Annotated in this window: 17 protein-coding genes and 1 other annotated feature; of the genes, 16 read left to right on the forward strand and 1 reads right to left on the reverse strand. The window is 45.8% G+C overall.

Going from position 1 to position 15,487, the window contains the following annotated elements; all coding sequences use genetic code 11:
* Positions 1-30: 30 nt before the first annotated feature.
* The 15 genes from FC61_RS10015 to mprF all read left to right on the forward strand — a co-directional run bounded on the left by FC61_RS10015 (position 31) and on the right by mprF (position 13,601).
* On the forward strand, positions 31-1,215 hold the full coding sequence (locus FC61_RS10015; protein WP_021741476.1) for a PIN/TRAM domain-containing protein: 1,185 nt from the start codon (positions 31-33) through the stop codon (positions 1,213-1,215).
* A gap of 263 nt (positions 1,216-1,478) precedes the next feature.
* Positions 1,479-2,969 carry a glutamate--tRNA ligase gene (gene gltX / locus FC61_RS10020; RefSeq protein WP_011667350.1) on the forward strand — a complete coding sequence of 497 codons (1,491 nt, stop codon included), beginning with the start codon at positions 1,479-1,481 and terminating at the stop codon, positions 2,967-2,969.
* Between the two features lie 154 nt (positions 2,970-3,123).
* On the forward strand, positions 3,124-4,536 hold the full coding sequence (gene cysS, locus FC61_RS10025) for a cysteine--tRNA ligase (RefSeq protein ID WP_021741474.1): 1,413 nt from the start codon (positions 3,124-3,126) through the stop codon (positions 4,534-4,536).
* Entirely contained in the window at positions 4,536-4,943 is a 408-nt protein-coding gene (locus FC61_RS10030) for a Mini-ribonuclease 3 (protein WP_011667352.1), read from the forward strand. The genes cysS and FC61_RS10030 overlap by 1 nt, the downstream gene beginning before the upstream one ends.
* Positions 4,940-5,707: a 23S rRNA (guanosine(2251)-2'-O)-methyltransferase RlmB gene (rlmB, locus tag FC61_RS10035; protein WP_011667353.1), complete on the forward strand. Its 768-nt coding sequence runs from the start codon at positions 4,940-4,942 to the stop codon at positions 5,705-5,707. The genes FC61_RS10030 and rlmB overlap by 4 nt, the downstream gene beginning before the upstream one ends.
* A gap of 28 nt (positions 5,708-5,735) precedes the next feature.
* Positions 5,736-6,281 (forward strand): NYN domain-containing protein, encoded by a 546-nt coding sequence (locus FC61_RS10040; protein WP_021741473.1) that lies wholly within the window; start codon positions 5,736-5,738, stop codon positions 6,279-6,281.
* A 72-nt stretch (positions 6,282-6,353) separates the two neighbouring features.
* Positions 6,354-6,923 (forward strand): sigma-70 family RNA polymerase sigma factor, encoded by a 570-nt coding sequence (locus FC61_RS10045; RefSeq protein WP_035464373.1) that lies wholly within the window; start codon positions 6,354-6,356, stop codon positions 6,921-6,923.
* 74 nt (positions 6,924-6,997) lie between these two features.
* Positions 6,998-7,147 (forward strand): 50S ribosomal protein L33, encoded by a 150-nt coding sequence (gene rpmG, locus FC61_RS12320; RefSeq protein ID WP_011667355.1) that lies wholly within the window; start codon positions 6,998-7,000, stop codon positions 7,145-7,147.
* Positions 7,148-7,190: 43 nt separating this feature from the next.
* Positions 7,191-7,367 (forward strand): preprotein translocase subunit SecE, encoded by a 177-nt coding sequence (secE, locus tag FC61_RS10050; RefSeq protein WP_021741471.1) that lies wholly within the window; start codon positions 7,191-7,193, stop codon positions 7,365-7,367.
* A gap of 124 nt (positions 7,368-7,491) precedes the next feature.
* Positions 7,492-8,040, forward strand: a complete 549-nt coding sequence (gene nusG, locus FC61_RS10055; RefSeq protein ID WP_015473396.1) for a transcription termination/antitermination protein NusG — start codon at positions 7,492-7,494, stop codon at positions 8,038-8,040.
* Between the two features lie 198 nt (positions 8,041-8,238).
* The gene (rplK, locus tag FC61_RS10060) at positions 8,239-8,664 is read left to right on the forward strand and encodes a 50S ribosomal protein L11 (protein ID WP_011667358.1); all 426 of its coding nucleotides are present in this window, start codon (positions 8,239-8,241) and stop codon (positions 8,662-8,664) included.
* Between the two features lie 97 nt (positions 8,665-8,761).
* On the forward strand, positions 8,762-9,460 hold the full coding sequence (gene rplA / locus FC61_RS10065; protein WP_011667359.1) for a 50S ribosomal protein L1: 699 nt from the start codon (positions 8,762-8,764) through the stop codon (positions 9,458-9,460).
* Positions 9,461-9,529: 69 nt separating this feature from the next.
* Positions 9,530-9,658, forward strand: a sequence feature (ribosomal protein L10 leader region).
* Between the two features lie 24 nt (positions 9,659-9,682).
* Positions 9,683-10,189 (forward strand): 50S ribosomal protein L10, encoded by a 507-nt coding sequence (gene rplJ, locus FC61_RS10070; RefSeq protein WP_024525642.1) that lies wholly within the window; start codon positions 9,683-9,685, stop codon positions 10,187-10,189.
* Between the two features lie 48 nt (positions 10,190-10,237).
* The gene (rplL, locus tag FC61_RS10075) at positions 10,238-10,606 is read left to right on the forward strand and encodes a 50S ribosomal protein L7/L12 (protein WP_057717084.1); all 369 of its coding nucleotides are present in this window, start codon (positions 10,238-10,240) and stop codon (positions 10,604-10,606) included.
* A gap of 382 nt (positions 10,607-10,988) precedes the next feature.
* On the forward strand, positions 10,989-13,601 hold the full coding sequence (gene mprF / locus FC61_RS10080) for a bifunctional lysylphosphatidylglycerol flippase/synthetase MprF (protein ID WP_021741468.1): 2,613 nt from the start codon (positions 10,989-10,991) through the stop codon (positions 13,599-13,601).
* 122 nt (positions 13,602-13,723) lie between these two features.
* On the opposite strand, the gene FC61_RS10085 is transcribed toward mprF, so the two are convergent.
* Positions 13,724-14,302, reverse strand: a complete 579-nt coding sequence (locus FC61_RS10085) for an LOG family protein (protein ID WP_021741467.1) — start codon at positions 14,300-14,302, stop codon at positions 13,724-13,726.
* A 202-nt stretch (positions 14,303-14,504) separates the two neighbouring features.
* On the opposite strand from FC61_RS10085, the gene FC61_RS10090 reads away from it, so the two are divergent.
* On the forward strand, positions 14,505-15,419 hold the full coding sequence (locus tag FC61_RS10090) for a 3-hydroxyacyl-CoA dehydrogenase (RefSeq protein WP_035464370.1): 915 nt from the start codon (positions 14,505-14,507) through the stop codon (positions 15,417-15,419).
* The last annotated feature ends 68 nt before the right edge of the window (positions 15,420-15,487 follow it).

The following is a 15,487-nucleotide window of genomic DNA, read 5'->3' on the forward strand; positions in this document are numbered from 1 at the left end:
AAGTAACTTTGAAGGGAGGTGAATGTAAACATGCATAAGAAGACAGTTATTTTGATTATTTTCGCTATCTTAGGTGGCGTGATGGGTGCCGCATATTTCACCCGGGCTTGGTTAGTGATGGGCATTACCAGCCGACTGGTCAACAACATCATTGTTAATATCTTGCTTGGTGCTATTATTTTCCTTATTTTGGGATCGCTTTTTGCGGGTGTGCTGGTTCGATTGATCAATCGAATCGAAGCGTACCTGAATCGACAGAACCCGATGACGTTGATCTTCGGTAGCTTGCTAACGATTGTTGGTCTAGCCCTCGCCTTATTGATTTCACAATTCTTGTTCCGAGTACCGTCATTTTTCATCGGCACAGTTATTCCGTGGATTTTGATGATTTTATTTGGGTACTTTGGTTACCGGATTGGGGCGCGGCTGAGTAAGATTCGACTTGAAGAATGGCGTAAGCTGTTCCAGTCGCGAAGCAAGAAAGCTGAAGAAGAGACCGACAAACAGGTCTTGGATAAGGAAACGGAACCAAACTTCCATCACTATAAGATTTTGGATACCAATATCCTGATTGACGGTCGGATTTATGATCTGGCTAAGACGGGATTTCTAGAAGGAACCTTACTAGTCCCCAACTTCGTGCTCTATGAATTACAGTACATTGCAGATTCTAGCGACTCAATCAAACGGGTCCGGGGTCGACGCGGATTGGACATTTTAAACAAGTTGCAAAATGAACATATTATGCCCATCGAGATGTATGAGGGGGACTTCGAAGATATTCCAGAAGTTGATAGCAAACTGATCGCACTGGCCAAGCAAAATGGTGGTGTGATTGTGACTAACGATTACAATCTCAATAAAGTGATCCAGTTCCAAAATGTTCAGGTCTTGAATATTAATTCTTTGGCTAATGCGTTGAAGCCCCGAGTGATTCCGGGAGAAAACCTGCACGTGATGGTTGTGAAGAATGGGACCGAACGACAACAAGGGGTTGCTTATCTTGATGATGGAACAATGGTTGTCGTGGAAGATGGCCGTTACTTTATCAATAAGCAGTTAGACGTTGTAGTGACGAGTGCTATTCAAACGGATGCTGGTCGGATGATTTTTGCCAAGCCATTGCATTCTAACAAGAATATTGAAGAACAGGCCAACGCTGGCAAAGAAGGCAAGGGAAGTAATTCCGCAAAGCCAACTAAGCGGTCGCGGTAGAATGAAGGTCTCACGGCAATGGCCGTGGGGCTTTTATTTTGAAAATTTTAACGTGGGTGCCTTTCAGCTAGGTGGTTCATGTGAGTTCTATGGATGTTTAGGATAAGATCAGTCTGGACCGCCTTTCAAAAATTTCTGAAAGCCATTTAGGTGCCATACCTTTATTTTTCAGGCCAGTCATTGTACACTTAACTTAATCTGTCATAATCTGATGACGGCACAGCAGTAACGCTATGAAAAAAACTAGAAAGAGGCGTAACGTTTTGGCGAAAAATTCAATTCGGGTTCGGTATGCTCCGAGCCCAACCGGTCATTTGCACATTGGTAATGCCCGGACGGCCATTTTTAATTATTTATTTGCCCGTCACAATAAGGGTAAGTTCATCATCCGGATCGAGGATACGGATACGAAACGCAATATCGAAGACGGTGAACGGAGCCAATTGGAAAACTTAAAGTGGCTCGGTTTGGATTGGGATGAGGGTCCTGATGTTGGTGGTGACTATGGTCCTTACCGGCAGTCTGAACGTCGCGATATTTATACGCCATTGATTCAACAATTGTTGGACGAAGGCAAGGCTTATGAATCTTACCGGACGGAAGAAGAACTTCAAGCCGACCGGGAAGCCCAAAAGGCGCGCAAAGAAATGCCCCATTACGAGTATGAATATGCCGGGATGTCGGAAGAAGAAAAGCAAGCTGCCATTGACGAAGCAAAGGCTAAAGGCTTAAAGCCAGTTATTCGATTCCGCGTTCCTAAGGATGAAGTCTTTGCCTGGGACGATATGGTTAAGGGTCACGTGTCCTTTAATTCGGATACCATTGGTGGTGACTTTGTCATTGCTAAGCGTGATGGTATGCCAACTTATAATTTTGCCGTGGTTGTGGACGATCACAAGATGGCCATCAGTCATGTTTTCCGGGGCGACGATCACGTTGCCAACACGCCTAAGCAATTGATGATCTATCAAGCGTTTGGTTGGGAAGCACCAAAGTTTGGTCACATGAGTCTGATTATTAGCAAGGACACCGGTAAGAAGTTGTCTAAGCGAGATGAATCTGTTCTCCAATTCATCGAACAGTATCGTAGCTTGGGTTACTTGCCAGAAGCGATGTTTAACTTCATCTTGTTGTTAGGTTGGTCACCAGTTGGTGAAGAGGAAATCTTCAACAAGAAACAATTTATCAAGATGTACGATGAAACGCGTCTGAGCTCGTCACCGGCCACTTTTGACAGTGACAAGTTGGAATGGTTAAACAACCGTTACGTTAAGGATGCCGATGACAGTACCATTATGGATCTGGCTTTGAAGCAATTGATTAAGGCTGGGAACATGCCTGCTAATCCAGATGCCAAGACTATCGAATGGGCTCGCCAATTAATCAATCTGTACAAGCGTCAAATGAGCTACATGGCCCAGATTAATGACATGGCTTCGGTCTTCTTTGAAGAACCAGAGCAGGTGTCCGGTGAGGCGTTTGATGAAATCAATAACGACACCGCACCAGTTGTCTTAAAAGAATTTGCTGCTCAGATCGAAGCGTTGGATCTCTTTGATTCCGTGGAAATTTTCAAGGTAATCAAGTCAGTTCAAGCTAAGACGGGCATCAAAGGTCGTCAGTTGTGGATGCCAATTCGGATTGCTGTGACGCACGAAATGCACGGTCCAGAATTACCAGAATCAATCGAGTTAGTTGGGCGGGAGACTGCCTTAGAACACATTCACCAAACGCTGGCCCAATTAAAAGGCTAATATTTGGTAAAGAAGCCGTGTGAGGGCTAGTTAGCCTTCATTCGGCTTCTTTGTTTTTGGTCGGATTATGCTACAATGGAGCTAATACTTTGTCAGTTGACCAATGACTTAACCAAAATGATTGTAAACTATGTGACACGAGAGGAGCTTCGGGATGCTGAAAGTCTTTAATACGATGACGCGTCAAAAGGAAACATTTGAACCGATTACCCCCGGAATGGTCAACATGTACGTGTGTGGCCCGACGGTGTATAACTATATTCACATTGGAAATGCGCGGAGTGCCATTGCCTTTGATACCATTCGCCGATACTTTGAGTACCGCGGCTATCAGGTGAAGTATGTCTCAAACTTCACGGATGTTGATGACAAGATGATTAACGAGGCCAACAAAGAGGGCATTACGGTTCCTGAACTAGGTGATCGATTTATCGCGGCCTTTAAAGAAGATACAGCTGCGTTGAATATTGAACCGGCAACCGTGAATCCCCGCGCAACTGAGCATATTAATGAAATTATTGAATTCGTCCAAGACCTGATTGATAAGGATTATGCTTATCCGGTTGATGGGGACGTTTACTACCGAGCCCACAAGTTCAGTCATTATGGGGAATTAGCCCATTTGAACTTGGATGATCTCGAAGAAGGGGCTTCTCAGCACACCAACGACGAAGAAACCGCCCGCAAAGAAGATCCCGTCGATTTTGCCCTGTGGAAGGGCGCAAAGCCGGGTGAAATTTCGTGGCCATCTCCTTGGGGCGCTGGCCGTCCAGGTTGGCACATCGAATGTTCCGTCATGTCGACGCACTATTTGGGCGAAACGTTTGATATTCATGGCGGCGGTGAGGACTTGATTTTCCCGCATCACCAAAACGAAATTGCGCAAAGCGAAGCCAAAACAGGGAAAACCTTTGTTCATTACTGGTTGCATAATGGTTTTGTGACGATCGGTGATGACAATGAAAAGATGAGTAAGTCACTTGGTAACTTTGTGACGGTTCACGATATCTTGAAGACGGTGGATCCGCAAACGTTGCGTTTCTTTATGTCGACAACGCAGTACCGGCGACCAATCCAATATACCCAGCAGAATCTGGATACAGCAGAACGGAACCTGGAACGATTGCAGACGGCCTACGATAACATGGGCTATCGACTGAAGGACGCTGAGGCTGGTAATGATCCTAAGGTGGAACAAGAAACGCGGCAAATTGTCGCCGATTATATTGATGCGATGGATGATGACTTTAACGTGCAAAATGGGATTGCTAAAGTCCATGAATTAGCACGATTAGGGAATGTTTATGCTGAACGGCCAGTGGTGTTTGCTGGGACACTGGACTTTATTCGTCAGACGTTGAGTGATTTGTTAAGCGTCTTTGGCATTAAATTTGCCGCCGCAGCCACCCTAGATGATGACCGCATCCAAGCCCTCATTGATGAGCGCTTGGCCGCTCGGAAATCACGGGACTTCTTGCGAAGTGATGAGATTCGTGAGCAATTGAAGAGTCAAGGAATTATTTTGGAAGACACGCCCCAAGGGACGCGTTGGCGAAAGGAAAATTAATGAGTGAAGTAGATTATCGACAACTAAACGGGGTCGCATTGGCCTATATGGGGGATGCGGCTTATGAAGTCATCATTCGACGGCATTTAATTGCCGAGGGATTGGCTAAACCGAACCACCTCCAAAAAACAGCAACTCACTATGTTTCGGCAAAGGCGCAAGCAGCCTTGATTAACTTAATGGAACAAGACGAGGTGTTAAGCGAAGCCGAGTGGACGATGTTCAAACGTGGGCGAAATGCCAAGAGCTACACGCATGCTAAGAATACAGACGTGGTCACTTATCGGATTTCAACTGGATTTGAAGCGTTGATGGGATATCTGGCGTTGAGTGACCAGCAAAAACGGGTTGCCGAATTGGGTCAGTGGTGCATTGAACAAGTAGAAGCGGGGCGGACTGAAAAATGAAACCAGTTGAGAATAATGAAGAAAATAATGATTTTGTCATCGGTCGGCATCCGGCAGTAGCAGCACTACGAAGTCAGCAGACCATCAACAAGGTCTTCTTGCAAAGTGGGCTCAAGGCAGAAGCACTGGATGAAATTCGTCAATTGGCTAAGAAACGGCATTTAGTCATTTCCGAAGTACCCAAGCAGAAACTAGATTTGTTAACGGATCATCAGAACCACCAAGGTGTGGCCTTAGGCGTATCGGCGTTTGCTTATGCGACAATTGATGATCTCTTTGACCGTGCGGCTGCGGCCGGTGAAGCCCCATTCTTCTTGGTTTTAGACGGGGTAGAAGATCCACATAACTTAGGATCGATTCTCCGGACAGCTGATGCCAGTGGTGTTCATGGCATTATTATTCCTAAGCGACGAGCGGTAGGATTGACGTCGGTGGTGGCTAAGACTTCGACTGGGGCGATTGAACGGGTACCCGTTGCGCGAGTGACCAACTTGGTCAATACCGTTCGCGAATTAAAAGATCGTGGTGTCTGGGTCTTTGGTACCGATATGGCAGGGACTGATTATCGTGACTGGGATGCTAAGGGCGCTAGTGCGCTGATTATTGGTAATGAAGGTAAGGGAATTTCGCGACTACTCAAGGAAACCGTTGACCAAATGTTGACGATTCCCATGGTGGGGGAAGTTCAAAGCCTTAATGCCAGTGTTGCTGCTGGCTTGCTGATGTATCAGGGATTTAGCTCCCGGCACCCAGTCCAGCATTAATTGCAGCAGTGAGTGAGGGAGAGCGTCAATGAAAGAAGACATTTTAATTGTGGATGCCTATAACATGATTGGCAACTGGCCCAAGCTCAATCGCTTAAAGCTAACGGACCGTTTACCTGAGGCCCGTGATGAGCTGCTAAACATGTTGGCAAATTATAAAAAATTACGGGATGCAAGTATTACAGTGGTTTTTGACGCGATGTACGTTCCCGGAATTTCTAAAAGTTATCGCCAGTTTGACCTTGAAGTCGTGTGGACTAATCGAGATGAAACGGCGGATAGTTATATCGAACGATTGGCGAAAGAACGTCAAACACGGTTCACTCAAGTGACCGTTGCAACCAGTGACCAGGCTGAACAGTGGACGATCTTCTCTGAAGGTGCATTGCGGATTCCAGCTGGTGAGTTATTGCGTGATATTGAACGGGCCCAAAATGAGGTAAAACAAACAGCTCGTGAGTTTGCCGATCGAGGGCTTGTCCGTAAATCACCGTGGAATGATCAGCAACTGTATAAGTTAGAAAAGCTGCGGGATCAAATGATGGCGCGGCCACCTAAAAAGAAAAAAGATTAAAACACGTGTTCTCTGGGGACACGCCCAGTCTTCCTTTAGACTAGAGTTACTAGCTAAAGGAGGGCTTTTTCTTTGACTGAATTAACAGACCGCACATTAATTTGCCAGCTGCAGCAATCGATGGATTCTTCGGGATTAGCGATCTTATTTGACCGCTATCGGCCAGTCTTGTATCGTTTACAGCAGACTTACTATATTCCGGGATTTGAACAAGATGATTGGATTCAAGAAGCCCGGTTAGTTTTGTATACCGCCGTTCAGAAATTCCAGTTGGAGCGGACAACCAGTTTTGGGGCCTTCTATCGGCTAAATCTAACGCACCGAATTTTTGACCTTATTCGGCAGACACAAGCTCTGAAGCGGCAGATGAATCATACAGCGGTTTCTATTGAGGCCCAGTCGAGTTATTTTGCGGATACGTTACCTGATTTTCGATGGGCCTTGCGGGAGCAATTAGAAGTAAAAGAGGCCATTTGGCAATTGCTGCCACGATTGTCGGTAGTAGAACGAACGGTTTTTGTGGGCATTCTTCGTGGGGACTCTTTAGAATTGATTAGTCAACATCAGGCACTAACGTACAAGCAGGCCCGTTCGGCTGCCCAGCGAAGTCAAGCTAAGTTACGCCGACTCCTCGCCGAATGATTGACGTCACGAGCAAACGATGGTAAGCTACTACGGTATGAGTTAAAGTGGATTTGATCAAAGGTGGTGGCAAGATGGCTCAACGAAAGATCGCTCTGGCTTGTTCAGTTTGCGGGTCGCGGAATTACACCATCACTGCGAGTGCGACGCGCACGAAACGTCTAGAGGTTATGAAATTCTGTAAATTCTGTGGTAAGCACACATTACATCGAGAAACCCGTTAAGTTGACTATTCACGACAAACATTAATTTTAGGGAGGCAACACCATGCATTTAATCCGTTTCTTCAAATCAGTCGGTGCCGAAATGAAGCAAGTTTCTTGGCCCGGTGTTAAGCAGACACGGCACGATACCGGAACAGTGGTTGGGATTTCCGTCCTGTTCTCCATTTTCTTTGCGGTTGTGGACTGGATCGTGCAATTTGGCTTAAAGTTCCTTTCCTAATGGAATTGTCGGTAGTCAAATAACACTAAATATGCTATATTAATTGGTAACAGGGAACTTCGTGGATTGCGGAGTTTTTTTATTTTGCTCGAAAAGTCAATAAAGCTAAAGGAGTGCACCAAACATGGTTGAGTCAGCTGAAAAGCAATGGTACGTGCTGCATACTTACGCAGGGTACGAAAATAAGGTAATGGCAAACTTGGAATCGCGGGCCGAATCAATGGGAATGCAAGACAACATTTTCCGCGTGGTTGTCCCCGAAGAAGAGGAACACGAAGTTAAGAATGGTAAGGATAAGGTCACGATGGAAAAGACCTTCCCAGGCTACGTCTTAGTGGAAATGGTCATGAGTGATCAATCTTGGTATATCGTGCGGAACACACCTGGTGTCACTGGATTCTTAGGGTCCCATGGTCAAGGTAGTAAGCCAACGCCATTGTTGCCTGATGAAGTAGAACGGATTTTGCGTCGCGTTGGTATTTCTGCGCGCCATGCTGAACTGGATGTTGCACCTGGCGATTCAGTAACGATCGTCGATGGCGCCTTCAGTGGTTTAGTTGGTAAGATTACTGAAGTCGACAACGAAAAGATGAAGCTGAAGGTTAACATCGACATGTTTGGTCGAGAAACCAGTACCGAATTAAACTTCGATCAAGTTGATCCAATCGTTTAAGACTAAGTAGCGGCTTAACCGTTTCAGACAAGTTCCTGGATAATGCTGACGTTGGTTAATGTTGATTTAGAAAAGAACTTGTGGCAGTAGGTAAAGTGTGGTATGATTCTCAGGTATGCGTGACGCATATTGTTAACGTGGGAGGAGCAAACTAACAGCTCCACTTACCACATCACGGACTCAAGGAGGTATTGTCTCGTGGCTAAAAAAGTAGCTAATGTCGTTAAATTACAGATTCCCGCGGGTAAAGCAACACCAGCTCCCCCAGTTGGACCAGCATTGGGCCAAGCAGGGATCAACATCATGGGCTTCACTAAGGAATTCAACGCTCGTACCGCTGACCAAGCTGGTATGATCATTCCTGTTGTGATTAGTGTCTATGAAGATCGTTCCTTTGATTTCATCACCAAGACTCCTCCAGCAGCAACGCTGTTGAAGAAGGCTGCTGGTGTTGAACATGGTTCCGGCGAACCTAACACGAACAAGGTTGCAACTGTAACCAAGGATCAAGTTAAGCAAATCGCTGAAACGAAAATGCAAGATCTAAACGCAGCTGACGTTGAAGCAGCTATGCGCATGATTGAAGGTACTGCCCGGAGCATGGGCTTCACGGTCGAAGGTTAAGCTCAGTTTCGGATAGTCGGACACTTCACGAAAATGAAATGTGTCAAGTGGGAGGTTTATCCGTTACAACCACATTTGCAAGGAGGAATACACAAAAATGGCTCACAAACGAGGTAAAAAGTATCAAGACGCTGCCAAGCAGGTCGAGGCTGACAAGGTCTACGGCATGGGCGACGCCATTGATTTAGTAAAGAAGATTGATTTCGCTAAGTTTGATGCAACGGTTGAAGTTGCTTTCAAGCTTAACGTTGACACGAAGCAAGCGGACCAACAACTCCGTGGCGCATTAGTATTACCAAATGGTACCGGTAAGGAAACCACGGTAATCGTATTCGCTAAGGGTGACCAAGCTAAGGCTGCTGAAGCAGCTGGTGCTGACGTTGTTGGCGAACAAGACTTAGTAGAACGCATCCAAGACGGCTGGTTGGACTTTGACGTTGCAATTGCAACGCCAGATATGATGGCCCAAGTTGGTCGTTTGGGTCGGGTCTTAGGACCTAAGGGCTTAATGCCTAACCCTAAGACGGGTACGGTTACCATGAACGTGGAAAAGGCCGTTTCCGATGCTAAGAATGGTCAAGTTACTTACCGGACTGACCGGGATGGTAACGTGGCTGTACCATTTGGTAAGGTTTCTTTTGATGCTGACAAGCTTGCCGGCAACTTAAAGAGCATTGCTGAAACGATTGTTCGTATTCGTCCTGCTGCTGTACGTGGCACTTACGTTCAACACGTTTCAATTTCTTCAACGTTTGGCCCTAGCGTCGACGTTGACTTGGCTTCATTATTAGCCTAAGTTAAAGCGTGAAATAAAAAAATCCCTAACATGCCGTTGACACTTAGTGTTCGGTGATGTATTCTTATTAAGTTATGAATTGATCTACCTAAGACTCAGGTGACCAAATTGGTCTTAATCACCGCCTGCCGAGGCAGAAGTTTACTTAAACTTTTGACTCCTTATGTCTTGGTGGCATAGGGATTTTTTTATCCCACCAAACTATTCTGGGAGGTGAACAATGTGAGTGAAAAAGCTATTGCAGTTAAAGCACAACACGTCGAAAGCGTCGTTGAAAAATTTAACAATGCAACCAGTGCAATCGTTGTTGATTACCGTGGGTTAACGGTGGAACAAGTAACCGACCTACGTAAGCAATTGCGTGATGCAGGCGTTCAAATGAACGTCATCAAGAACAAGATCTTGACCCGGGCTGCTGAAAAGGCGGGTTACGGCGATTTGAATGATGTATTCGCTGGCCCAACGGCCGTTGCTTTCTCTAACGAGGATCCAATTGCCCCAGCTAAGGTTTTGAAGAAGTTTGCTGATAGCGTAGATGCTCTTGAAATCAAGGGTGGTTACATCGAAGGAAACATCGTTTCAATCGATGAAATCAACGTATACGCTACCTTGCCTAGTCGTGAAGAATTACTCGCTACTTTGGCAAGTCAACTTCAAGCACCCGTTCGGAACGTGGCCTACGCAATCAAGGCTATCGTGGACAAGGGCGACGAAGGCGACGCAGCTTAAAGTTTCGTTACGTAACATCAAAAAAACAATTATTGGAGGAAATCTATCATGGCTTTTGATAAAGACACGATCATCGCTTCTCTTAAAGAAGCATCAATTACTGACCTTAGCGACTTAGTTAAGGCAATCGAAGACGAATTTGGCGTTTCAGCTGCTGCTCCTGTAGCCGCAGCCGGTGCTGCTGGTGGCGACGCTGCTGGTGCCAAGGACTCATTCGACGTTGAAATGACTGAATCTGGTGATGCTAAGGTTAAGGCCATCAAGGCTGTCCGTGAAATCACTGGTCTTGGTTTGAAGGACGCTAAGGGTCTTGTTGACAACGTACCATCTGTCATCAAGGAAGGCGTTTCTGAAGACGAAGCTAACGACATCAAGGAAAGCCTTGAAGCCGTTGGTGCCGTGGTTACTTTGAAGTAATCATCTTCACTTACGAAATAATGAACCGCTATCTTCGGGTAGCGGTTTTTTTGTACAATTTTTTATTTAAGTTTCGCAAAAGTCAAAAGGGACTACCAAGAGCGTATTGATGTTGAGCAATATTAGAAACGTAACGGTGTGTTGGGTGAAGAGTCTACGCCGCTTCGTGATGATAATCAGTCGTTATTAAAGGTATGGGGCCGTTAAGCACATGCAATTGGGCAGGAAATTCCTTTAAAAAGTCGTATGCGGACTCAAGCTAAATAGCTGGGTCCGTATTTTCGTGTCCAGATTTAAAAAAAGTTAACTGCTATAATGGTGAGCCATGATTGTCTTTTACCGCAGAACTTGCGATAATAGAAAGGAGTAAGGGGGAACCAATATGGGGCGAAAATTATGGGGACGGATTCAGAAACATTTGCCATTAATTAAAGCAATTTTTATCTTTTCAATTTTAATCTTTGTGATTCAGACGGTTGGTCGGATTGCCCACGAGGTGAACGGCCAGCAGCTGCGATCGGAGTTGGCAACATTAGATACCGGCACGATCTTGCTGTTGATCGCTGGTGGCTTTTTGGCGGTGACACCGATGTTGATCTATGATTTCACGATTGTCGAATTTTTGCCAGGAAAATTTTCTTGGAGCTATATTGTTCGCAGTGGGTGGACCACCAATACATTTACTAATCTGGCTGGAATGGGTGGCTTGTTAGGCGCTAGTCTACGGGCTAACTTTTACGCGCGATCAGCGACTAAAAAGCAAGTGGTTTATGCGATCTCTAAGATTGCTTTGTTCCTGTTGGCGGGGCTATCGTTGGCCTGTTGGGTGGCGTTAATCTTGCTGTTTGGCTTTGACATTGGTCAGCCTTACCGGGGATATTGGATCTGGCTATTAGGTGGGGGGCTGTATTTTCCGGGCATCTTTCTCTTTACGCGTATTAGCGATAACGAGTTTTTTGCTGACCTGACATTGCGTCGGGAATTGAAACTAATTTTGGGATCAAGTCTCGAATGGGCCAGTTGTGCGGGCTTTTTCCTAGTCATTGGTTGGGCGTTAGGCTTGCCAATATCTTTAGCGGCGGTATTTCCGATGTTTGTCGTGGCTTCAGTAGCCGGGGTTGTTTCAATGATCCCCGGTGGGTTGGGGTCATTTGATGTTTTTATGATTATTGGTCTAGGATTTTTAGGGGTGAGTCGTGCCGATGCGACTGGTTGGCTACTCTTGTATCGGCTATTTTATTACTTATTGCCATTTTTAGTGGGGGTCGGTTTCTTCATTCATGATACCGGCCGCCGATTAAATCGGTTCTTAGATGGCCTCCCAGTGGCGATTTTACGCCGCGGGGCTCATTGGTTGGTGACAACCTTTATGTATTTTTCCGGGGTGATGATGTTATTATTTGCCACAATTCCGGATGTTGTCTTGGCCAATCGGGTTTATCTGCGGTTTGTGCCGTACATGTTTTATTTTTTGAGTCAGGTGACTAACATTGTGATGGCCTTCTTACTAATTGGACTAGCACGAGGGGTCGGCGCTCACGTCAAACGCGCTTTCTGGCCGACACTGGTGGTCCTCGTTGTGGCGATTGTGATGACCTTATGGCGGGAGAACTTCCCAGTAGGACTAGCTCTTTTACTTGGCTTAGTTTTGATTTGCTTATTAGTTGCGCGACCGGAACTGTATCGAACCAGTTTTCATTATTCATGGGGCGGGTTACTCATTGATGGCAGCATTTACGTGGGCACTTTTTTGATGTACACGCTGCTGGGTCTATCGACCTTGCAAGGTCCGCACCATCGGCCATGGTTTCCTCGTGCTTGGCTACTCCCATCAACGCAAGTTTGGTTGAACGGGTTAGGCGGCTTGTTAGTCGCATTATTAATTATGGTAAGCGTTTATCGATACTTAGCGTGGACGCAACCCCAATGGTTGCACTTAGATTACGATGCGCCACGAATGCGTGCAATTATTGTGCGCTTTGGTGGTAATGAGGTCAGTCACTTGGCCTTTTTACATGATAAGCAAGCCTATTTCTACCAAGAAAACGGTGAAGATCAACTGTTCATATTATTCCGGCAGAAGGCCGATAAACTATTGGTTATGGGCGAACCGATTGGTAATCAGGAAAAATTAGAGCCAGCATTACAGGCCTTCATGAAGGATGCAAATTTGGCCGGATTACGACCGGTATTTTATGAAATCAGTGAATCCTTAACCCTTCGGTTACATGAAATGGGATTTGATTTTATTAAGATCGGAGAAGAAGGGCACGTTGCTTTGTCTACCTTTAGCTTGGCAGGAAAAGCCCATCGTGGTGAACGGGCTTTGATGAACAAGTTTGATCGGGAAGGCTATCGATTCGAATTACTTCAGCCGCCATTACGGGCCCATCAGGTCAATGAGCTACGACGAATTTCAGATGATTGGTTACGCGGAGAAACAGAAAAGGGTTTCTCGATGGGCTTCTTTGACGCGGCTTATTTGGATGAGGCACCGGTAGCGGTGATGCGCAACAAGGCAGGCGACATTGTGGCGTTTGCTAATCTAATGCCCACAGGCGATCAGCGGATGACTTCGATTGATTTGATGCGTGCTAGCCCGCAGGCACCGTCTGGCATCATGGATGGGTTATTTATCTATCTATTTGACTACAGCCGGCAGCAAGGCTATGAGAACTTCAATCTAGGGATGGCCCCATTGGCGAATGTTGGGGTTTCATCATTTAGTTTTATTGAGGAGCGTGCAGCGCATCTGATTTATGAGTACGGGTCTAGTTTCTATAGCTTTCAAGGATTACGAGCATATAAGGCGAAATACGTGACGGATTGGCAGCCGAAATATTTGGCGTATCGACGGCGGCAATCGTTAGTCTTTAGTATGTTGCAGTTAATGCTGGTGATCAATCGGCCAGGATCAACACCAGCGGTCGAACCTAAATGGTTGGGTGGCTGGTTTGCCAGTGCAATTCGTTGGCAGAATCGAAATAATTATTAGGAATGTCAAGAACGAAAGTGGGGTAAGCGGCGATTAGTTGCCTTTTGCCCACTTTTTGGCATTGGATATTTGGAAACACCAAAAGAGCCTGAGATTTTTATCCCAGGCTCTTTTGGCGTGATCTAATTCGTGTATTTGTAAGGCAATTGGTGTTTAAAGGTGGCAAAACCGCTAAAGATGTCATCAATGGTTGTGGCATCAATGAAAAGGTCCATGTTTTCCTGTGGGGCAAAGCCCGCGTCGCAAGATTTTTGCATCATGGCAACCAGGTCATCAAAGTAGTGGTCAATATTGAATAGGGCAATTGGCTTTTGATGAACATTGATTTGACTCCATGAGAGCATGGTGGTGAATTCTTCAAATGTTCCAAAGCCCCCCGGTAAGACGATGAAGGCATCAGATTGGCGGAGCATTTCATCCTTACGCTCATCCATCGTGGCAGTCTCGATAAACGTCGTGACATCGTCTTTAGCCAAGCCCATCTCGCGTAAGAAGGTGGGAATAATGCCGATGACCTGACCACCAGCGGCCATTGTTGACGTGGCAATCGCGCCCATCAGGCCCTCTTTACCACCACCATAAACAACGGGATGGTCATGATGTGCTAGATAAGTACCTAAGGCATTGGTTTGTTCTAAAAATTGTGGGTCATAGCCGTGGTTAGACCCACAGAAAACACAGACATTTTTAATGGTTGGCATACTTGATTCCCCCAAAGTTTGATTAAGTCTAGTATACCGCAAAAAGACATTGCTAGACTTGTCAATGACGATCAAGCTGACTCATTTTGCCCGGATTAGTTTGCTAAACTTAACTAGTGATACGCCTCAGTGGTTCTTTTATGCGGGGGGCCTTATGCTGAATTCGTAATCGTTAGAAATGACTTTTAAGGAGGACGCTATGATGACTATGAAGAAGATTGTTGTCGCTGGTGGGGGAACGCTCGGGAGTCAAATTGCTTATCAAACAGCTTTCAGTGGATTTGATGTGACACTATATGATATTAATGCTGGGGCAATTAGCGCTGCTAAGCGTCGAATGACCACTTGGGATCAAGCGTATGCGCATGAGGTACACGCCACGCCTGAACAGATTCAGGCGACTAATGCGCGGCTAACTTATGAAACAGATTTGGGTGTGGCCGTAACGGATGCTGATTTGGTAATTGAGGCCATTCCAGAAGTCGTTGATATTAAAAATGAGTTCTATAGTCATTTGGCGCAGGTCGCACCAGCCAAGACTATTTTTGCAACGAATACATCAACTCTGCTGCCGAGCCAGTTTGCGGCCATTACGCAGCGTCCTGAGAAGTTTTTAGCCTTGCACTTTGCTAACCACATTTGGGCGAATAATACGGCTGAAATTATGGGCCATCCAACAACCGACCCAGCAGTTTATGAGACAGTCGTAGATTTTGCGCATGCGATTGGCATGATTACGATTGAACTGCATAAGGAACAATCCGGATACGTGCTGAACAGTCTATTGATCCCGTGGGTTGATGCCGCTTTGATTTTGTGGGTTAAAGGCATTGCCGATGTGGAAACGATTGACAAGACTTGGATGTTAGCCGGTGGTTCGCCAATTGGGCCTTTCGGTATTTTGGATGAAGTCGGCTTACGGACGGCCTATAACATCATGTTAGCGGCTAGCCAGCAACCAGGAAAGGAAGACTTGGTTACAGTCGTACAAAAACTTAAGGTCGATATGTTGGATCAAAATAAATTGGGGCAAGAAAGTGGCCAAGGTTTCTATCATTATCCGGACCCGGCTTTCCGCCAGTCAGAATTTTTAACGAATAACGTGACCTCATTATAACGAGAGCACAGAGATGCTACACGCACCGGTTAACGTGAAATAAGCGAATTTGTAATTAAAGACAAAAA

This window comes from Levilactobacillus brevis ATCC 14869 = DSM 20054 (assembly GCF_001433855.1).
Classification (GTDB): Bacteria; Bacillota; Bacilli; order Lactobacillales; family Lactobacillaceae; genus Levilactobacillus; species Levilactobacillus brevis.